This is a genomic window from Mesorhizobium sp. M0011, assembly GCF_040324155.1.
Lineage (GTDB): Bacteria > Pseudomonadota > Alphaproteobacteria > Rhizobiales > Rhizobiaceae > Mesorhizobium.
Window position 1 is genome coordinate 118,938 of sequence record NZ_JAMYVQ010000013.1, and the last position, 20,589, is coordinate 139,526.

The window sequence follows — 20,589 nt, forward strand, 5'->3', positions numbered from 1 at the left end:
TCCTTTATGGAGTGACGCCATGAACAATCCTCGCCACAACATCCGCGAAGTCCGCAGCCCGCGCGGCACCGAAATCAGCGCGCGCTCCTGGCTGACGGAAGCGCCGCTGCGCATGCTGATGAACAATCTCGACCCGGATGTTGCAGAAAATCCCAACGAGTTGGTCGTCTATGGCGGCATCGGCCGGGCGGCGCGCACCTGGAACGACTTTGACCGCATCGTCGCCTCCCTGAGGACGCTGGCCGATGACGAGACTTTGCTGGTCCAGTCCGGCAAGCCGGTCGGCGTGTTCCGCACCCATCCCGACGCCCCACGCGTGCTGATCGCCAATTCCAATTTGGTGCCGCACTGGGCGAATTGGGAAAAGTTCAACGAGCTCGATAAGAAGGGCTTGATGATGTACGGCCAGATGACGGCCGGCTCGTGGATCTACATCGGCACGCAAGGCATCGTGCAGGGCACCTACGAGACCTTCGTCGAGGCCGGCCGCCAGCACTATGGCGGCAATCTCCGGGGAAAATGGATCCTGACCGGCGGTCTCGGCGGCATGGGTGGCGCCCAGCCGCTCGCCGCCGTCATGGCCGGCGCCTGCTGCCTGGCGATCGAATGCAATCCGGACTCGATCGATTTCCGCCTGCGCACCCGCTACGTCGACGAGCGCGCCGACACGCTCGACGAGGCGCTGGAAAAGATCGAACGCTGGACCAAGGCCGGCGAGGCGAAGTCGGTCGGCCTGCTTGGCAATACGGCCGACATCGTGCCGGAGATGTTCAGGCGTGGCATTCGCCCCGATATGGTCACCGACCAGACCTCGGCGCATGATCCCATCAACGGCTACCTGCCGAAGGGCTGGACGATGGCCGAGTGGCGCGAGAAGCGCGTCAGCGACCCCAAGGCGGTCGAGAAGGCAGCCCGCGCCTCCATGCGCGAACATGTCGAGGCGATGGTGGCGTTCTGGAACGCTGGGGTGCCGACGCTCGACTACGGCAACAACATCCGCCAGGTGGCCAAGGAGGAGGGGTTCGAGAACGCTTTCGCCTTCCCCGGTTTCGTGCCGGCCTATATCCGTCCGCTGTTTTGCCGTGGCATCGGGCCGTTCCGCTGGGCAGCTCTGTCGGGCGATCCGGAAGATATCTACAAGACCGATGCCAAGGTGCGCGAACTGACACCTGGCAACACCCACCTCCACAACTGGTTGGACATGGCGCGCGAGCGCATCGCCTTCCAGGGTCTGCCGGCGCGCATCTGCTGGGTCGGCCTCGGCGACCGGCATCGGCTCGGGCTCGCCTTCAACGAAATGGTGGCCAAGGGCGAGTTGAAGGCGCCTGTCGTCATCGGTCGCGATCACCTCGATTCCGGCTCGGTCGCCTCGCCGAACCGCGAAACGGAATCGATGAAGGACGGCTCGGACGCGGTATCCGACTGGCCGCTGCTCAACGCATTGCTCAACACGGCGTCCGGCGCCACCTGGGTGTCGCTGCACCATGGCGGCGGCGTCGGCATGGGTTTCTCGCAGCACGCCGGCATGGTGATCGTCGCCGACGGCACGCGCGAAGCGGCCAGGCGCCTGGAGCGGGTGTTGTGGAACGACCCGGCGACCGGTGTCATGCGCCACGCCGATGCCGGCTACGAGATCGCCGTCGAATGCGCCAAGGAGCACCAGCTCAATTTGCCCGGCATTCTCGGCTGATTGGCTGAGCCGATGCGCATCCTGCGGGCAGCCGAATACCGGTCGATGCCGTGGAAGAACGGCGGCGGCGTGACGACGGAAATCGCCGTTTCGCCTGGGGGTGCCGGGCTCGACGATTTCGACTGGCGCGTGTCGATGGCGCGCGTCGAATTGAGCGGTCCTTTCTCGCAATTTGCCGGGATCGATCGCACCCTTGCCGTGCTCGAAGGCGAGGGCATCGTCCTCGAGATCGCCGGCCACCCGCCGACATCCATAAACAGGACGACTGCCCTGTTTTCTTTCCCTGCCGACGTGCAGACCTCGGCCGCGCTGATCGGCGGACCGATCACTGATCTCAATGTCATGACCCGCCGAAGCCGGATGACGCATTCGGTCGAACGCCTGGTGATTTCGGCCCCCGTGGAAATCCGGACTGAAGCCGGCACAACGCTCATCCTGTGCTTGAACGGCGACGTCAGCGTGCCCGCCGCTGAACCGGTTCGCCTCGGACCGCTCGATACGCTGCGGTCCGGTCCGGTCAGCACCGGCCTGCTTGTCCAGCCCGCCCATGAGGCAACGCTGTTCGTGATCCGGATCTGCGCCGTCGCCGGCAACGATTAACGCTTGTTTCCAAACATGATCGCGGTACCGGCGAAATATAGCGTAAGCTGCTGGCGGCATCACGAAAAAGCCTGAATCCTCTCCGCCGATCTGGCTTGGCGGGGAAGTAGGGTGCTTGTCTTTGAGTCTTGCTGAGAGATGACGCCCTGTCGCGGTGCGGAAACAAACTTTCGCCAAGTGGGGTTTATGCAACCAATTGCATTTGAACCGGTTTTAGGGCCATTGCCGTGGCGGTGACGCCGCTCAGTGCCCGCTTACGGAATTTTCAATGAATATTCAGACGAATCCTGCCCAAATCGAGAAGACAAGCGCAAGCTTCCCGGCCATTACCGAAGAGCCGATCCGTTCCAATTACCTGCCCGAAGAGCGCCTTCGGCTGCTTGGCGAAAGCCTGGCAAAAGGCGACCTCACGGACCTGTTCGGCCTGACGCCCTTTGATTTCCAGGCCCGTATCCGGGATAGCGCCAAGAAGATCCTGGAAGTCTACCGGTCGACCAATGCTGCGCAGGCGAGGGGCGAGACGATCACGCCGGCGGCACAATGGCTGCTCGACAACAATTACCTGGTCGAAGAGACCATTTTCCAGGTCAAGCGCGACCTGCCGCGCCGATTCTATCGTCAGTTGCCGACGCTGAAACTGCCTGACAACGGCACTGTGCCGCGCGCGCTGGCGCTGGCCTGGACCTATGTGGCGCATTCGGACAGTTCCGTTTCGGCGACGATGTTCAAGTCCATCGTCCAGGGTTTCCAGTCGGTCGAGCCGCTGAAGATCGGCGAACTCTGGGCGCTGCCTTCGCTGTTGCGCTTCGTCCTGATCGAAAATCTCCGCCGGCTGGCCGTCAGGGTCAATCGCACCCGCCAGATGCGCCAGATCGCCAACGATGTGGCCGACAAGGTCCTGGCCACCGACGACAGCGCCGACCGGCAGTCGATCCTGTCCAACTTCAGCGCCCACGCGCAGGACACCACCTTCGCCACCCAACTGCTCTATCGCTTGCGCGATGGATCGCAGAATGCCGGCAAGGCTCTGGAATGGCTGGAAGGCGAGCTCGAAAAGACCGGCTCCGATGCCGAGGAAATCATCATTTCCGAACATCACACGCTGTCCAGCGGCAATGTGACGACGGGCAACATCATCCGCGGCCTGCGCCTCATCAACGACGTCGACTGGACGGTGTGGTTCGAAGGCGTCAGCCGCATCGACACCGTGCTGCGCGAGCGCACCGATTTCGCCGCGCTCGACTTCTTCTCGCGCGATCAGTACCGGACCGCGATCGAGGAATTGGCGCGCCGCTCGAACCTTTCGGAATATCGCGTTGCCGAGATGGCCATCGAGTTGGCCGGCCACGCCGCCAGCGATGGTGACGGCGACGCCGTTTTAACCGGGTCCGCCCACACCGATGTCGGCTTCTTTCTCGTCGGCCCACGCCGGCTGGAGCTGGAGAAGGCGATCGGCTATCGGCCCACCATCAGCCAGACAGTCAAGCGTGCCTTCCGCAAGACCGGCTGGCTCGGCATCGTCGTGCCCGTGTTTGCGCTGACGGCGCTGCTTCTCGTTCTGTCCGGCAACGCGCTTGCCAATCTTGGCCTGTCGGTGCCCTCGATCGTCCTCATGCTGGCGCTTTTTGCCGTGCCGGCCAGCGAGGGCGCGCTCGCCTTCTTCAACACGGTCGTATCGCTGTTCCTGAAACCGACGCGCCTCGTCGGCTACGATTACCGGCACGGCGTGCCGCCCGAGGCGCGCACGTTGGTGGTGGTGCCGTCGCTGATCGGCTCGCGCGACGATGTCGAGGAAAACATCCGCAACATCGAGGTGCATCATCTCGCCAACACGGCCGATGAAATCCATTTCGCGCTGCTGTCGGACTGGCCAGACTCGAAGACCGAGATTGATGCGGCGGACACCGAAATCCTCGAATTCGCCCGTACCGAAATCGCTCGTCTCAACGCCCGCTATCCCTCCGAAGGCGCGCCCCGTTTCTACATCCTGCACCGGCGCCGGCTTTTCAACGCGGCGCAAGGGGCCTGGATGGGCTGGGAGCGCAAGCGCGGCAAGCTGCACGAGCTCGATCTTCTGCTGCGCGGCGACAGCGACACCACGTTCCTGCCGCTCGACGTGCCGCTGCCGGAGAACGTCGTCCATGTGATGACGCTCGATGCCGACACGCGCACCACCCGTGACGCGGTCGCCACCCTCGTGGGCAAGCTCTGCCACCCGCTCAACCGGCCGCATTTCGATGCCAGCAAGCGCGTCGTCACGGCCGGCTACGCGATCCTGCAGCCGCGCATCACCGCGTCGCTGACATCAGGCGACGATGCGTCGTTCTTCCAGCGGGTGTTTTCGGCAAATCGCGGCCTCGACCCTTATGTCTTTGCCGTGTCCGATCTCTATCAGGACGTCTTCGGCGACGGGTCCTTCACCGGCAAGGGCCTCTATCATGTCGACGCCTTCGAGGCCGCGCTGCAGGGCCGCATCGAGGAAAACACCATCCTCAGCCACGATCTGCTGGAAGGCGCGCTCGCGCGCGCGGCGCTGGTCACCGACGTCGAACTGGTCGAGGACTATCCGACCCGATATTCGGTCGACGCCTCGCGCCACCATCGCTGGGCGCGCGGCGACTGGCAGCTGCTCGGCTTCATGCTCGATCCGCGCTCCGGCGTGCCGGCGCTGTCGCGCTGGAAGATGATCGACAATCTGCGCCGCTCGCTGACGCCGATCTTCTGGGTGATGGCGGCGATCGCCGGCTGGACGCTGCTGCCCTTCACGCAGGCCGCGCAATGGCAGGCCCTGCTGATCCTCAGCCTGTTCATGGCGCCGACATTCGACATCGTCAACGCCATCCTGCCCAAGAGCGGCGACCAGACGCCGCGCGGCCATTTCTCGGCCCTGGCGCGCGACGTCGCTTTCGGCACCGCTATGGTGGCGCTGAAAATCGTGCTGATGGCGCATAACGCCTGGATGATGGGCGATGCCATCGTGCGTACCCTCTACCGGCTGTTCGTCAGCCGCCAGAACCTTTTGGAATGGCGCACCGCCTCGCAGGCGCATAAGGCGGGCGACAACGATGTCGGGTCGTATTACGGCATGATGTATGGCGCCGTGATCATCGGCTTCGTCGGCCTTGCCATTCCGGTGCTGGCCGATTCGACCGGCGCCTTCGTCGCCTTCTTCTTCGCCCTGTTCTGGATTGGCTCGCCGGCCATCGCCAGCTGGATCAGCCGTTCGGCTGAAACCGAGGATCGGCTGCGCATATCGCAGGCCGACATCCACACGTTGCGCACGGTGGCGCGGCGCACGTGGCACTATTTCGAAAGCTTCGTGACGGCAGAACACCACCATCTGCCGCCCGATAATTTCCAGGAAAGCCCGGCGCCGGTGGTGGCGCCACGCACCTCGCCGACCAATATCGGCGTCTACCTGCTGTCCGTCGTCTCCGCCCGCGACTTCGGCTGGATCAGCCTGTCCGACGCCATCACCCGCATCGACGCCACCATGGCGACGATCGAGGGCATGCCGCGTGAGCGCGGTCACCTCTTCAACTGGTACGACACGACGACACTGAAGCCGCTCTATCCGCTTTACATCTCGGCTGTCGACAGCGGCAATCTCGCTGGCCATCTGGTGGCGGTGGCGGCGGCCTGCGCCGAATGGGCCGAAGCGCCCTCCGTCCATCTCCAGGGCGATTTCGAAGGCATTCTCGACACGGTCACCATCCTCAGCGAAAGCCTCGATGATTTGCCCGACGACCGCCGTCAGTTGCGCCCGCTGCGCCAGCGTCTCGCGGACCGTCTCGACGGCATGCGGCGCGCTGTCGACACCATCAAGGCGCAGCCCGAAATGGCGTCGATCCGCACCATCAACCTGGCTGTGCTGGCCGGCGAGATCCGCAAATTGGCCACCGCCATCCATACCGAGGCCGTGTCGCCCCAGAGCGACGTCATCGTCGACTGGGCGGCAAGGCTGGAAGCCACCTGCGAAGCGCACGTCCATGACGCGCACAGCGACGACAATGCCGTCGAGGCGCTGCGTGCCAAGCTGCTCACCTTGCGCGAGCGCACGCGCCGCTACGCCTTCGAGATGGATTTCTCCTTCCTGATGCGGCCGGAGCGCAAGCTGTTGTCGATCGGTTACCGGGTCGAGGAGCACCAGCTCGACGAAAGCTGCTACGACCTTCTGGCTTCCGAAGCGCGGCTGACCAGCCTGTTCGCCATCGCCAAGGGCGACCTGCCGACCGAGCACTGGTTCCGGCTTGGCCGGCCGATCGTCGAAATCGGTTTCCAGGGCGCCCTGATGTCCTGGTCCGGCTCGATGTTCGAATACCTGATGCCGCCGCTGGTGATGAAGGAGCCGCAGGGCTCGATCCTCAACCAGACCAGCAAGCTGATCATCAAGCGCCAGATCCAGTACGGCCGCCAGAAGAACGTGCCGTGGGGCATTTCGGAGGCCGCCTACAATGCGCGCGACCGCGAACTGACCTACCAATACACAAATTTCGGCGTTCCAGGTCTCGGGCTGAAGCGCGGCCTTGGCCAGAACACGGTGATCGCGCCTTACGCCACCATACTCGCGGCCCAGTTCAACCCGCGTGAAGCCGTGCTGAATCTCGCCCGATTGCGGGAGATCGGGGCGCTCGGCCGCCACGGTTACTACGATGCCGTCGACTTCACGCCGCAGCGCGTGCCGGAAGGCACGGATCACGTCGTCGTCCAGAACTACATGGCCCACCATTCGGGCATGTCGATCGCGGCGGTTGCCGACGCCATCTTCGAAGGTCGCATGCGCGACCGCTTTCACAGCGACCCGGTCATCGAATCGGCCGAACTCTTGCTGCAGGAGAGGGCGCCGCGCGACATCCCGACCGCGACCGTCAGGACCGAGGCCGACGAACGCTCCAAGGACGAGACCGAAGTCGACAGCCCCGACACCCGCATCGTGCTCAATCCGCTGCAGTCGCTGCGGTCGACCAACGTCATGTCGAACGGCCGCTATTCGGTGATGGTCACCGCGACCGGCTCGGGCTACAGCCGCTGGGGCGATCTCTCCGTCACACGCTGGCAACCGGATCCGACCGAGGACCGGCTCGGCTCCTACATCTTCCTGCGTGACGCAGGCTCAGGTGACTGGTGGTCGGCTACAGCCGAACCGAAGCGCGCCGCCGAGGAAAAGGCGCAGACCTTGTTCTCCGACGACAAGGCGAGCTTCGTCAAATCGGTGGGCACGTTGCGCTCCGAGGTCGAATGCATCGTCATCTCGGAAGGCAATGGCGAGGGCCGTCGGGTCACGCTCTACAATGACGGTCCGTCCGACCGTCACATTGAAGTGACCTCCTTTGCCGAACTGGTGCTCGGCCTGGAGGCGTCCGACAACGCGCATCCGGCCTTCTCGAAGATGTTCGTGGAAACCGAAATCTCTGCGAACAACGCGGCGATCTTCGCCACGCGGCGCAAGCGCGAGACCAGCGAGCCCGATATCGCCATGGTGCATTTCGTCACCGATCCGTCCGGATCGGCGCGCGATGCCGAGGCCGAGACCGACAGGCGCGCCTTCATCGGCCGTGGCCGTACCATCGTCGACGCAGCCGCTTTCGACCCGGGCGCCAGGCTGGGCGGCCATTCAGGCTTTACGCTCGATCCCGTCGCGTCGCTGCGCCGCCAGGTGCGCGTGCCGGCCAACAAGAAGATATCGCTGACCTTCTGGACCGTCGTCGGCGCTGGCCGCACCGAGCTGGACGAAGCCATCGCCCGCCTCGACCATCCGGAGAGCTTTGCCCGCCAGGCCATGCTTGCCTGGACGCGCAGCCAGGTGCAGACCCGCCATATGGGCCTCAGCCTGACCGATGCCGCCAATGTGCAGAAGCTGGCGCGATACCTGATCTATCCGGATCCGTTCCTGCGTCTTCCCGCTGAATCCATCGCCACGGGGCTGGGCAAGCAGTCGAGCCTGTGGCCGACAAGCATTTCCGGCGATTTCCCGATCTTCCTGGTCAGGATCGGCGATGTCGCCGATCTCGAAATCGTTGCCCAGGCGCTGCGTTTCCAGGAATATATGCGCACCCGCGGCATGATGATCGACTTCGTCGTCGTCAACGAGCAGGCGTCCTCCTATGTCCAGGACCTGCAACGGGCGGTCGAGACGCTGTGCGAAAACAGCCGCCTGCGCGGCAAGGAGCTCGGACCGCGCCAGCACATTTTCGCGGTGCGCCGCGACCTCATGGACGAGACCACCTACAAGACGCTGCTCGCTGTCGCCCGGGTGGTCCTGCACACGCGCAACGGCACTATCTTCGACCAGATCGAGCGCGCCGAGGCCGCGGCTCTGCAGGCGCGGGACGCCCTGGCAGCATTGCCGATTCCGCGTGAATTGCCATCGCCGACACCCACGACGCATACCCCTGCCTCGCAGGCGGTGGCCAATGCCGGCGCCGATGGAAGCGGACTCAGCCAGTGGAACGGCTTTGGCGGTTTCGACGGCGACGGGCGGCACTATGTCGTGCGCCTGGCCGGCCGGCGCACGACGCCGCAGCCTTGGATCAACGTCGTCTCCAACGCCTCGTTCGGCTTCCACACCTCGGCCGAGGGCGCTGCCTTCACCTGGAGCCGAAACAGCCGCGACTACCAGTTGACGCCGTGGTCGAACGATCCGGTCTCGAACCGGCCGGGCGAGGGCCTCTATATCTACGATCAGGCCAGCGGCAAGGCATTCTCGCCGCTCGCCGCCGTGGTGCGCGATCCCACGATGACCTACGAGGCTTGGCACGGCCAGGGGTTCTCGACCTTCCGCTCGAAGCGCGGACCATTGTCGATGGATCTCACCCATGTCGTCGATCCGGTCGATCCGCTGAAGATTTCGCGGCTGCGCATCCAGAATTCCGGCTCGGTGCCGGCGCGGCTGCGTGTCTATGCCTATGCCGAATGGGTGCTCGGCGGGCATCGGTCGCGCACTGCGGCAACCATCGTCCCGTCGCGGGATGCCGCCAGTGGGGCGCTGCTGGCACAAAACCCCTACGGGCTGGATTTTGGCGAGCGGGTTGCGTTCCTCGCGGCAGACGGCGGCGTCCATTCGGTGACGACAGACCGGTCGGAGTTCCTAGGCCGGCATGGCTCCAGCGAGCTGCCGCAGGCGGTGCTGAGTGGTGCAGCGCTGTCTGGCCGTGTCGAGGCCGGCGACGATCCGTGCGCGGCTATCGCCCGCGACGTCGAGATTCCGGCTGGCGGCGACGTGACGCTGCTCTGGCTGCTCGGCGATGCCGAGTCGGTCGGGGAGGCGAGCGCGCTGGTGCAAGAGCACCGGGTCAAGGATTTCGACCAGCGGCTGGCCGACAATGAGCGCGAATGGCGCGGCTTTCTCGACACCATCCAGGTCGAGACGCCTGACAAGGCGCTCGACGCCATGGTCAATCACTGGCTGCCCTATCAGAGCCTGGCCTGCCGCATCCGTGCCCGCTCCGCCTTCTATCAGGCCAGCGGTGCCTTCGGCTTCCGCGACCAGTTGCAGGATACGCTGGCGCTGCTGGCGCATGACCCGCAACTGGCGCGCGACCAAATCCTCAACGCGGCGCGGCGGCAGTTCCCCGAAGGCGACGTGCAGCACTGGTGGCTGCCGCGCACGGGTGCTGGCGTGCGTACGTTGATCTCCGACGACGTGGTCTGGCTTGCCCACGCCACGGCGCGCTATTTGCTGGTCACCGGCGATGCCACCATCCTGAAGGAGCAATTGGCCTTCATCGATGGACAGCCGCTGGGCGAGGGCGAGCACGATGCCTTCTTCACCCCGGAAATCTCGAAGAAGACAGCGTCGCTCTACGACCATTGCGCGCGTGCGCTCGATCTCGCCATCAAGCGCAGCAGCCCCGCGGGCCTGCCGCTGATCCTCGGCGGCGACTGGAACGACGGCATGAACCGCGTTGGCGAGCAGGGCAAGGGCGAGAGCGTCTGGCTCGGCTGGTTCCTGCTGAAGACGCTGGGCGACTTCGCCCCCGTCGCCAAGGCCGAGGGCGACGCCAAGCGAGCACAGGCCTGGGCAAAGCATGCCGATGTTCTGAAGCGGGCGCTTGAGAGCACCGCATGGGACGGCGAATGGTACCGGCGCGGCAGTTTCGACGACGGCACCCCTTTGGGGTCTCGCAACTCGCAGGAGTGCAAGATCGACTCGATCGCCCAGTCCTGGAGCGTGCTTTCGGGAGAGGGCGATCCGGCACGGTCGACGACCGCGATGGAGCAAGCAACGAAGCTGCTCGTCGACGACAAGCTGAAGATCGTCAAGCTGTTCACGCCGCCCTTCTCGAAGACGGAGAAGGACCCGGGTTACATCAAGAGCTATCCGCCCGGTGTGCGCGAGAATGGCGGCCAGTACACCCATGCCGCCACATGGTTCGTCATCGCGCTTGCCGAGATGGGACAGGTCGACGAGGCCTATCGCTGTTTCTCGATGCTGAACCCCGTCAACCATGCGACCGACGAGGCCACGGCCGAGCACTATCGTGTCGAGCCCTATGTCGTGGCGGCCGATATCTATGCCGGCGACGACAATGCCGGCAACGGCAAGGGCGGCCGTGGGGGCTGGACCTGGTACACCGGCTCTGCCGGCTGGCTCTACAGGGCTGCGGTCGAGGGCATTCTGGGCATCGAACGGCGCGGCAAACGTGTCCAGTTCAAGCCGAAGCTGCCGAGCCACTGGAATGGGTACTCGGCAAATCTCAAAATGCTGGGAGCGGAACTCAGGGTTCGCGTCATCCGCGACAATAAGGCCAAGGCCGTGTCGCTGGAGGTGAATGGGACAAAGACCAAGGTTTCGGCAGTCGAACTGAAGGACGGCGAAGTTGCCGAGGTGGTCATCCGGATCCCGGCTTAATGCAATGTTGCTCAAAAACTATGCGCTCGGGCCTGGGATCCGGGGCGCGACTTTTGCCGCCACGGCGGGATGAGAGGCCGTCCCGCCTGGCGTTGCCGCCTGCCGATTGAAGGACATGCCACCGAGGAGTGCATGAAATCAAAGGCTTGAGGCGTCCGACAGGGGCGCCACGAGCAGTGAGAGTTTGGCCTCCCTTCACCTGGAAGGGCGCCCTGCAGCTTTGTTTCGCTCTATACTTCGCAAAAGGCGATTTCGGCCTTAGTCATCCGCCCGACATTGTTGCTGATTAAAATTGTGGCAGCACGTGCCAACTGCCATGATTTCGCCGCATGCCTGACATTTTACCTGTCTTCTCAAACCGTTAGGTGATCACGGCAGATTTCGGAACGTCGCCATCTTTTGTTCGCTCTAAGGGAACTGAAGGGGTACACGGCCATTGTTTTGCGACGTATCAACCGGTACGAATAAAATGATGCAGTGCACAATAAACAGCGTGGCGGAGTAACTGGGGTGACCCTTCTGCAAATCTACTGGCGAGCTCTCGGTTATCTGGCCGCGGACAGGAAACGCGTTGCGTTGATCTGTTCGGCCAACGTGGCTCTCGCCATCGTAGCGCTTCTCGAGCCAATTATGTTCGGTCGCGTCATCGGCGCCATCTCCGAGCGTGGCTCTGTCTTCACCACGCTGGTCATGTGGGCCGGTCTCGGCGCCTTCAACATCGTTGCTTTCGTCATGGTGGCGCGCGGCGCTGACCGCTTCGCCCATGCTCGGCGCAGCGAAGTGCTGTGCCAGTCCTTCGAGCGTGTGATCACCATGCCGCTCGCCTGGCACCATCAGCACGGCACCTCCAATGCGCTGCACACGATGCTGCGCGCCGTCGAAACCCTGTTCAGCCTTTGGCTCGAATTCATGCGCCAGCATCTGTCCACGGCTGTCGCCCTCGTGCTGCTGGTTCCGACCGCGATCAGCATGGACCTGCGCATGTCGCTGGTGCTGCTTGGCCTCGGGCTGCTTTATGTCGGCATCGGCCGGATGGTCATGCGCCGCACCAAGGCGGGCCAGGCTGCGGTCGAGCGTCACTACCACAAGGTGTTCGCGCATGTGACCGACTCGGTCAGCAACGTTGCGGTGCTGCAGAGCTACAATCGCCTCGGCCACGAGGCCGATACGCTGCGCCGCTACGTCAAGAACCTGCTCGACGCGCAGAACCCCGTGCTCGACTGGTGGGCGCTGGCCAATGCCTTGCACCGTCTGTCATCGGCAATCTCGATGCTGATCGTGTTGTCGATCGGCTCCTATCTCGTCACTCATGGTCAGTTGGGTGTCGGCGACGTCATTGCCTTCACCGGTTTTGCCACGATGCTGATCGCTCGCCTCGACCAGATGTCGGCTTTCGCCAACCAGATTTCGGAGGCCCGTGCCAAGCTCGAGGATTTCTACCACCTCGAAAACTCCGCGGCTGATGCCGCCGAGCCGGACGGCTTGCGCGATCTTGCCAACGTCACCGGCCATGTCCGCTTCGAGAATGTCGGCTTTGAGTTCGCCAATTCCGGCCAAGGCATCGACGACGTGTCCTTCGAGGTGCAGGCGGGCCAGACCGTCGCCATTGTGGGCCCGACGGGCGCCGGCAAGACCACGCTCATCAACCTGCTGCAGCGTGTCTTCTCGCCGTCCCATGGCCGTATCCTGATCGACGGCATCGACACCCGTACCGTGACCCGCAAGTCGGTGCGCCATTCGATCGCCACCGTATTCCAGGATGCCGGGCTGCTCAACCGCTCGATCGAGGACAACATCCGTGTTGGCCGCGCCGATGCAAGCAATGACGAGATTCATGCCGCCGCCAATGCGGCTGCCGCACAGGACTTCATCCTGTCCAAGAGCAATGGCTACGACACGGTGGTTGGCGAACGTGGCGGCCAGCTGTCGGGCGGCGAGCGTCAGCGCATCGCCATTGCCCGCGCCGTGCTGAAGGACGCACCGATCCTGGTGCTCGACGAGGCGACCAGCGCGCTGGACGTCGAGACCGAGGACCGCGTCAAGGAAGCGATCGACGAGTTGCGCCGCGACCGCACGACCTTCATCATCGCCCACCGCCTGACCACCGTTCGCGACGCCGATCTGGTCGTGTTCATGGACAAGGGCAGGGTGGTCGAGATGGGCGGCTTCACCGAGCTGTCGCTGCGCAATGGCCGCTTTGCCAGCCTGTTGCGCGCCGGCGGCCTGCTCAACGACGAGGAAGTCCGCCGCCTCAGCCGCACCGTACAGCAACAGCAGGAAGCAGCCGCCTGAGCTTCTTTCTCCGACCTCCCCTTGTGGGAGGTCGGACCATAGGTCCAGGTGAGAGTACAGGCACGGCCGCCCCAATTGCGTCTGCGACACCACCGCTCGATTGCCCCGAACGCCACGGCGGTTTATGTAGAAACGCATGAGCGACACGACTTCACGCCTGACCGGCTGGATGGATCTCGCCAACCCGACGCGCTTCGTCGGGCTGGCGGACAAGGTCGTGCCGTGGCTGGCCACGATCGCCACACTCATCCTCGCCGTCGGGCTCTATATGAGCTTCGCCGCGCCTGAGGATTTCCAGCAGGGCATAACCGTCCGCATCATGTACATCCACGTGCCTTTCGCCTGGCTGGCCATGATGTGCTACACGCTGATGGCGGTCTCGGCGCTGGGCACGCTTGTCTGGCGGCACCCGCTGGCAGATGTCGCGCTGAAATCCGCAGCCCCCATCGGCGCTGTCTTCACCGCGCTGGCGCTGATCACCGGTTCGATCTGGGGTAAGCCGATGTGGGGCACCTGGTGGGTCTGGGATGCGCGTCTGACCTCGGTCTTCGTGCTGTTCCTGATGTATCTCGGCATCATCGCGCTGACCCGCGCACTCGACGACGCAAGCCGCGCCGCCTGGGCCGCCGCCATCATCACGCTGGTCGGCTTCATCAACATCCCGATCATCAAATTCTCGGTCGACTGGTGGAACACGCTGCATCAGCCAGCCTCGGTGTTCCGCATGGGCGGCTCGACTATCGACCCCAGCCTGCTATGGCCGCTTCTGGTGATGGCGCTCGGCTTTACCGTGCTGTTCTTCGCGCTGCACCTGATGGCGATGCGCACCGAAATCCGCCGCCGCCGGGTGATTGCCATGCGCAGGGTTGCGGCACGGCAGGCCGAGCGGTCCGCCAACTGACGCGCGTCGACTGTAATTTTCGCTTTCGCCAACGTCTATCTCTGAGCAGTGAGTGGGGCGCTGAAGCTGCTGATCTCCCCACTTGAGGGAGGTGGCCGGCAGGCCAGAGGGGGCGCTGTCCCGCCGGCGTGCTGAAGATACTGCGGCGTTTCGCTGGCCTTGATGATGACCCTCACCCCATCCTTCCGCGCGCCGCCACCGGCAACGTTTCCAGCACCTTGTCGCCGTCGACCAGATTGACCTCGTTGAACAGGTTTGTGACGACGCAGCAATGGTCGGGCACGACACGCACGCGCTCGCCGATGCGCAGCTTGCCGTCGCCCGAAAACGTGACGGTGCCGTGCTCCTCGCTCAAGCCCGTCACCCGCGCTCCCGACACGCCGAGCAACTCGCCGAAATCGGCGAGACCCAGCGTGTCGCTGGACAGCGCCTTGCTGCCGGCATCGAGGATAGCGCGCGTCGCTGTGGGATGGCTGACCACCGTCGACAGCACCGTCAGCGCGCAGTCGTCGAGGCCGCCGACGCCTTTGGCGACTTGATAGCGGTCGAGATAGATGTAAGTGCCTGGACGATACTCCGTGACAACAGATGTATCGCTGGAGCGCCACATATCCGGCGTGCCGCCGCTGGAGATGCGTTCGCAGGCGAGGCCCGACGCGGCAAGTGCCTGCTTGGCCTCGGTGAGCCAGGCTTCGGCCTCCGCTGCCCGCCCGGCGGCCGGGTAGGTCATCAGTCCGCCGAAGGCGAGGCCGCCGGCTCTGTCGATCCGTCTTGCCAGCGCGACCGCTTCATCAGCCGACTGCACGCCGCAGCGGCCCATGCCGGTGTCGCATTCGACCAGCACCTGCAAGCGATGACCGGCATCGGTGAAGGTGGTTGCCAGCCCTTCGAGCGTCTCCATGCTGTCCGCTGTCACCGACAGGGTGACGCGCCCGTGTAGCCCCAGAAGCCGCTCCAGCTTGGCGCGCCCAAGGATGTTGTAGGGAAGAAAAATATCGGTCAGCCCGGCATCCGCCATCACCTCGGCCTCGCCAATCTTCTGGCAGGTGATGCCGACGGCGCCGGCCGCCACCTGCTTCTTCGCCCAGTAGGGCAATTTGTGCGTCTTGATATGCGGCCTGAGCTTCAGCCCGTTCTTGTCGGCATGCGCCTGGGCGCGGGCAATGTTGGCTTCCGCGCGCGCGGCGTCGATCAGGATGGATGGCGTATCGAGATCGTGGACGGTCGGCATCATCTTTCACCCCATGAGGAATCCGCGGGTTTTATGGCCCTGAAAATCCGTGATGTCACGCGGCCAGCGAAGCGGATCTGTGGTCCATGCACCTAAGCGCAACGCCGGACAGGACGGCGAGATGGATCGACACCGCATCGACGTTCGGCTATGCGATTTGCCAGACAAATCGATACGAAGGGATCATGATCATGAAGCGCTCCGCCATCAACGACATCATCCGCGAAGCCGACGCTTTCATCCGCTCGTTCGGCTACATCATGCCGCCCTTCGCCTATTGGTCGCCGCAGGAGGCGAAGGCGCGTCAGGTCGACTCGTCGGCCGTATTCACCTCGCGGCTTGGCTGGGACATCACCGATTACGGGCAAGAGAAGTTCAGGGAACTCGGCCTGTTCCTGTTCACCGTTCGCAACGGCCGCTACGAGGACATGAAGAAGGGCATGGGCATGCTCTATGCCGAGAAGATCATGATCTCGCGCAAGGACCAGCTGTCGCCGATGCACCGCCACAACATCAAGGCCGAGGACATCATCAACCGTGGCGGCGGCAAGCTGGTGCTGGAACTGTTCATGCATGACCGCGATGGCGGCATCGATCCCAAGGCGGAGGTTTCGGTGCCGGTCGACGGAACCATCCACAGGCTGCCTGCGGGTGGGCTCCTGAAGCTCGACCCGGGCCAGAGCGTCACGCTTTTGCCTGGCGTCTGGCATGCCTTCTGGGCCGAGGGCAAGGACGTGCTGATCGGCGAGGTCTCGACCGTCAATGACGATCTCACCGACAATGTGTTTCGCGAACCGATCGGCCGTTTTTCCAACATCGACGAAGACGTTGCCCCGATCCACCTGCTGGTGTCCGACTATGAGAAGTGGCTGGGGTAGGGGGCGCCGCCCCATGCCTTCGGTGACGCCAGCCCCACGATCGAAAGCGGGTTAGCCGGTAGCGCCTACCTACTGCGATCCTTGTTCGACCGATCCTGCCGCTTCGTCCCTGAAGACGACCTTTGTGCCTTTTTGCACTTTGGAGGCGAGGTCTTCGGCATCCCAGTTGGTCAGGCGGATGCAACCATGCGAGAAGGTCTTTCCGATCTTGCCTGGGTCCGGCGCCCCGTGAATGCCATAACTATCGATGGACAAATCGATCCAGACCGATCCCACCGGATTGTTTGGTCCGGCAGCGATCGTGAAGGGCCGCTTGGTCTTCACCCCCTTGAAGGCAAACTCCGGATCGTAGTGATAGGTTGGGTGGCGCACCACGCGTTTGACCTCTGCCTCGCCACTCGGCGCGGGCTTCTCCTGGCTCCCGATCGAGGCGGGGTACGTCGCAAGCACTTTGCCGGAAGGGTCGAGCACGCGAACCTGGCGAGCGCTCTTGTCGACCTCAACGTTCCCAATGTCTTGCGGCGGATCACCTCGGGCGACAGCTGGTACCAGCAGCTTTTGCCCCGCCTTTCTGAAGCCGATGCCGGGATTGAGCCGTTCAAGCAGCTGCTCGCTGATGTGGAAGCGCTCCGCCATCTTTTCCAAGGCATTGTGATAGGCGAGCCGGGGCAGGCGGGCCATCCTCTCCATGCGCGCCGGAATTCGCTTGGTGAACGGTCCACGCACATCCTTGCGCGTCAACTCGTAGGTCTCAAGCGCGGGGCGCGAGGAGGTCGCGACCAGCTTGTCCCATGTCTCGCGGGTAAGCTTGCCGTCGGCAGGCAATCCGTTGGCCGCTTGAAACGCACTGACTGCCCGGGTGAAGTTCTCTGCTTGGCGGCCGTCGATCAGGCCTGGCGAGAAGCGTGCACGATCCAGGAGGATTTGCGCCTTCAGCACGGTCACACTGACGCCTTTCGCTTCGCTGCCGTCAAATTGGGCGTTGTTGACGGTGGCCGCGTCCAGTTTTGCCGCAACCGTTGCGCCGCATGCCATGACGAGCATAGCGGCAGCGGCAAGAACGAGCCTGATCATGGAGGTCACACTCCTGTATGAGCACCTGCTTCTATGACGTCGCACGGCCGATCTGGTTCCATTCCCCTGCAGCTGAGTCCGGCTGCCGAGTGCCGATGCGCCGCAGCGAACCCGGACCAGGAGCACCCGGCGGTGGCGCGGGTGCATTGTTGATAAGGGTCCGCCATCATCAAGATGGATGGCGACTCTCGTCAGCGCATGTGTTGGCAATAGGCCAAGGTCCCATTGAGCGTCTGTCTCCATAGGCTCGGTGATCGAGGAGAGCCAGGATGCAATTTCCTGCCCAGAAGAACAAAAGACCTGCTCAACCTGCCGAGGACGAGCGCCAGGCACGGCTTGAGAAAACAGCCAGGCTCAAACAGCTTCGGTCCTATGCTTCCTGGCTTTCGTCTGACCCAAACGCTCAACTTCACGATGAGATAGACTGCTCCGTGCTGATCGAGGAAGGCGTGGAACGACGCGGTATGGAGCCTTGGCCGATCGGCAGGTGACACGACCGGGCGGCGAGGTTTCCACCGCCAACGACGATCGGCCGACAATTTGTTTGGCGAGCCGATCGGCCGCAACAGTGGCGACAGGCTGACTTCGCGTCAGTGACAGCAGCCTTGCTGCGCGCTCGTCCTGCACAGGCAGGACGAGGTGATCGGCACATCCGCCTTGGCCATCGCCGCGGCAAGGCTTGTCTGCAATATCGGCAATTCATCAGTCTCGCCGCGCCGTTTCAGGCATTCCACCAGCCCGTGCAGTGCCCAGACATTGTTCGGATGTTGGGCGCAGCGCTGCACCGTGCCGCTCAGGCCCAAATCGTCGCGATAGACCTGTTCTGCTTCTTGCGCGTGGCTCTGGTCGAGAAGCAGCGCCGCCAGCGCATGGCGCGGCGGGTGCATCCAGGCCCACGGTTCGGTGTAGGACAAATTGTCGTCAAGCTCGACCGCCTGCCGCAAATGGCCATAGGCCTCGTCATGCCGGCCCTGGTGGTACGCCAGCTCGCCGTCGAGCAGAGCGACACCGACAGCCAGCGAAGCCTGCGCCGGGTTGCTGAGGAAGCGCCGCTCGGGCGCAATGCCTTTCAGATGCCGATGGAACTCTTCGCGCTTGCGCTCGGCTTCAGCGAAATTCCCCAGCGTCGCATGCGCCACACCCTTGGCGTAGTGCTGCATGGCCGCCGTCAGCACGTAGAGGCCCGGCTCGTCGGTCACCGGTTCGTCGATGATCTCCTGCCAGCGGCCGAAGCGCACCTGCACATGCGATTTCATCGCATGGTAGCCTTCCACCGTCTGCGTGAGCTTGGGCCGGCCCTGGATGGCGACCACGTCGCGCGCGACCAGGCTGCGCACTCTGTCGGCGGCCCACAGTGCAGGCTGGTACTGGCCCGACAACATGCAGGTGAACATCATCAGGTGCAGATCGTGGCAGCAGCCCAGCAAATAGTAGGTCGGCTCGTCGGCATAGGCGAGATAGAGGTCGTTGGCGCGCACCGCCTTTTCGCTGGCACGTTTTGCTTCCTCATACTCACCGCACAGCACATAGATGTGCCCCGGCATGTGGTTCATGTGCCCGGCATCGGGGCACATTTCGCTGAGCAGATCCGCTGACCGCATGCCGCGCTCCGGCATGGTGGACATTTCAAGGAGATGGATGTGCAGGTGGACGATCGCCGGATGTTGTGCTGCGCCGGCCTCGTCGGCAAGCCGGATCGACCGCTCGCAGACGTCGAGCGCCTCGACGACATCCGAATTCGGCGCCGGCGCCCCGGTCTTGAGGTTCCACAGCCGCCGCACGGTGCGCATCATCAGCGCCTCGACCAGCAGCGCCATCAGATCATGGTCGTTGGGAAAGTCCTGATACACCTGCCGCATCTCGGCGGCATAGGCATCGTCCCACCGTTCGAATTCCTCCGGTGTCACCCGGTGCGGCTTCTGAAAGCGGGCGGCCAGAGCCTCGATCAACCGCCTGTCGATCTTGCTGGCGGAAGCCGCATTGGCGCGCGCCAGCTGGACATGCTCGAAGCAGCGCCTGGTCGCGCTGTCGGCCTCGGCCGCGCCATGCTCTTTCCAGGTCAGATTGTAGAAAGGGCCGGCGGCATAGGCGATGCCCCAATGGATCATCGGGCAGTGAGGATCCGTCTCCAGCGCCTTCTGAAAACACTTGATGCCTTCCTCATGGTTGAAGCCGTAGCACCAGTTGAGGCCAATATCGAACCAACGCTGGGTTTCTGTGGAGCGAGTGGAGATGGGGCGGCGGTAGGTGCCGAGGTCGAAGCGGTCCATGGGGTCTCACTCAATCCTGTGGGGTGCGACCCAAGCTGTCGCAGAGTCCTCGCCATCGATGTGTGCCGAAATCCGCAGGCGTGGCAAACGCAACGAGTGCCATTGCGGCTTTGCTTACATATTTCCGCCACCTCCGGCTGGTCGTTTGGCCAGCGTTTCGTTCTGCCAGCCGGCCAGCTCAGGCAATTCGTCCAGCCAGCTTTTTTCCGTCATCGGGGCATCGCCGGCCTGCGGAGCAGCTTCAGTGGCGTTTTGAATGAGCCAGTCCATCCACTTCCGATAGGCAACCGGGTCCAACTGAGGTGGCAACACCTTGGCCTTGGCCAGCATGCGTTTGCGGAAACTCACCTGCCTGCGGAGTTTGGTCGTCGTGAATTTGATGGCCTTGCCCTGGTATTCGACCGTCCAGCGCTCATCGCCATGGCTGGTCAGCCTGTCGATGGCGAAACCGACGTCCACCGGCCTATCCCGCCACGGAAGCTCGATGGCATTCTTCCTCAGATCCAGTGCCCATCGCCTGTAGTCGGTCCCGGCACGCTGGGGCGGCAGCACCCCAGCCTGTTCGAGCATCTTCCTGCGGAAGGTCGGCTGCTTCTTGAGCTGGCCTGTCGTCAGCTCGACGCGATGCCCACGGAATTCGACGTGCCACCGGATCCTCCCATTGCCGAAATACTTCACCAGCCTGTCGATGACGAACTCGTCATCGGAGAGCGTCAAGCAGCCCTCCTTGATGCTTTCGAAAATGTACTGGCTGTCAGTGAGCATGACGCGGCATTGTGCTGGAACCTTCATGAAGCTTAGC

The 20,589-nt window shown here is 63.6% G+C and carries 11 protein-coding genes; 7 read left to right on the top strand and 4 right to left on the bottom strand.

Translation table 11 applies throughout. The features are described 5' to 3' along the window. Nucleotides 1–19: 19 nt before the first annotated feature. The 5 genes from hutU (at nt 20) to NKK51_RS16595 (ending at nt 14,334) form a co-directional block, all read left to right on the top strand. Nucleotides 20–1,690: a urocanate hydratase gene (gene hutU / locus NKK51_RS16575; protein ID WP_352553970.1), complete on the top strand. Its 1,671-nt coding sequence runs from the start codon at nt 20–22 to the stop codon at nt 1,688–1,690. 12 nt (nt 1,691–1,702) lie between these two features. Next, nucleotides 1,703–2,290, top strand: coding sequence for a HutD/Ves family protein (locus NKK51_RS16580; protein ID WP_352553972.1), 588 nt, complete (start codon nt 1,703–1,705; stop codon nt 2,288–2,290). A gap of 268 nt (nt 2,291–2,558) precedes the next feature. Further along, nucleotides 2,559–11,141, top strand: a complete 8,583-nt coding sequence (locus NKK51_RS16585) for a glycoside hydrolase family 94 protein (protein WP_352553974.1) — start codon at nt 2,559–2,561, stop codon at nt 11,139–11,141. Between the two features lie 510 nt (nt 11,142–11,651). Next, nucleotides 11,652–13,433 (top strand): glucan ABC transporter ATP-binding protein/ permease, encoded by a 1,782-nt coding sequence (locus tag NKK51_RS16590; protein WP_352553976.1) that lies wholly within the window; start codon nt 11,652–11,654, stop codon nt 13,431–13,433. Between the two features lie 136 nt (nt 13,434–13,569). Then, complete coding sequence (locus tag NKK51_RS16595) at nt 13,570–14,334, top strand: heme ABC transporter permease (RefSeq protein ID WP_352553978.1); 765 nt, start codon at nt 13,570–13,572, stop codon at nt 14,332–14,334. Between the two features lie 172 nt (nt 14,335–14,506). Here the strand turns inward: NKK51_RS16595 and NKK51_RS16600 are convergent, their stop codons facing one another. Then, complete coding sequence (locus tag NKK51_RS16600) at nt 14,507–15,565, bottom strand: D-TA family PLP-dependent enzyme (protein WP_352554005.1); 1,059 nt, start codon at nt 15,563–15,565, stop codon at nt 14,507–14,509. A 191-nt stretch (nt 15,566–15,756) separates the two neighbouring features. On the opposite strand from NKK51_RS16600, the gene NKK51_RS16605 reads away from it, so the two are divergent. After that, nucleotides 15,757–16,443, top strand: coding sequence for a D-lyxose/D-mannose family sugar isomerase (locus NKK51_RS16605; protein WP_013532294.1), 687 nt, complete (start codon nt 15,757–15,759; stop codon nt 16,441–16,443). Nucleotides 16,444–16,512: 69 nt separating this feature from the next. Here NKK51_RS16605 and NKK51_RS16610 read toward each other — a convergent pair whose 3' ends face one another. Then, on the bottom strand, nt 16,513–17,517 hold the full coding sequence (locus NKK51_RS16610; RefSeq protein ID WP_352554006.1) for a L,D-transpeptidase family protein: 1,005 nt from the start codon (nt 17,515–17,517) through the stop codon (nt 16,513–16,515). Nucleotides 17,518–17,786: 269 nt separating this feature from the next. Here NKK51_RS16610 and NKK51_RS16615 point away from each other — a divergent pair, with 269 nt between their 5' ends. After that, nucleotides 17,787–18,008, top strand: a complete 222-nt coding sequence (locus NKK51_RS16615) for a hypothetical protein (protein ID WP_127288900.1) — start codon at nt 17,787–17,789, stop codon at nt 18,006–18,008. Nucleotides 18,009–18,107: 99 nt separating this feature from the next. Here NKK51_RS16615 and NKK51_RS16620 read toward each other — a convergent pair whose 3' ends face one another. Further along, on the bottom strand, nt 18,108–19,787 hold the full coding sequence (locus NKK51_RS16620) for a hypothetical protein (protein WP_352553980.1): 1,680 nt from the start codon (nt 19,785–19,787) through the stop codon (nt 18,108–18,110). Nucleotides 19,788–19,901: 114 nt separating this feature from the next. After that, the gene (locus tag NKK51_RS16625) at nt 19,902–20,552 is read right to left on the bottom strand and encodes a hypothetical protein (protein ID WP_352554007.1); all 651 of its coding nucleotides are present in this window, start codon (nt 20,550–20,552) and stop codon (nt 19,902–19,904) included. Between the last annotated feature and the right edge of the window lie 37 nt (nt 20,553–20,589).

Excerpts from the sequence above, each read along its gene's own strand:
- NKK51_RS16595 (WP_352553978.1), top strand. The coding sequence starts at position 13,570 with ATGAGCGACACGACTTCACGCCTGACCGGCTGGATGGATCTCGCCAAC.
- NKK51_RS16585 (WP_352553974.1), top strand. The coding sequence starts at position 2,559 with ATGAATATTCAGACGAATCCTGCCCAAATCGAGAAGACAAGCGCAAGC.
- NKK51_RS16610 (WP_352554006.1), bottom strand. The coding sequence starts at position 17,517 with ATGATCAGGCTCGTTCTTGCCGCTGCCGCTATGCTCGTCATGGCATGC.
- NKK51_RS16615 (WP_127288900.1), top strand. The coding sequence starts at position 17,787 with ATGCAATTTCCTGCCCAGAAGAACAAAAGACCTGCTCAACCTGCCGAG.
- hutU (WP_352553970.1), top strand. The coding sequence starts at position 20 with ATGAACAATCCTCGCCACAACATCCGCGAAGTCCGCAGCCCGCGCGGC.
- NKK51_RS16620 (WP_352553980.1), bottom strand. The coding sequence starts at position 19,787 with ATGGACCGCTTCGACCTCGGCACCTACCGCCGCCCCATCTCCACTCGC.
- NKK51_RS16580 (WP_352553972.1), top strand. The coding sequence starts at position 1,703 with ATGCGCATCCTGCGGGCAGCCGAATACCGGTCGATGCCGTGGAAGAAC.
- NKK51_RS16625 (WP_352554007.1), bottom strand. The coding sequence starts at position 20,552 with ATGCTCACTGACAGCCAGTACATTTTCGAAAGCATCAAGGAGGGCTGC.
- NKK51_RS16600 (WP_352554005.1), bottom strand. The coding sequence starts at position 15,565 with ATGCCGACCGTCCACGATCTCGATACGCCATCCATCCTGATCGACGCC.
- NKK51_RS16605 (WP_013532294.1), top strand. The coding sequence starts at position 15,757 with ATGAAGCGCTCCGCCATCAACGACATCATCCGCGAAGCCGACGCTTTC.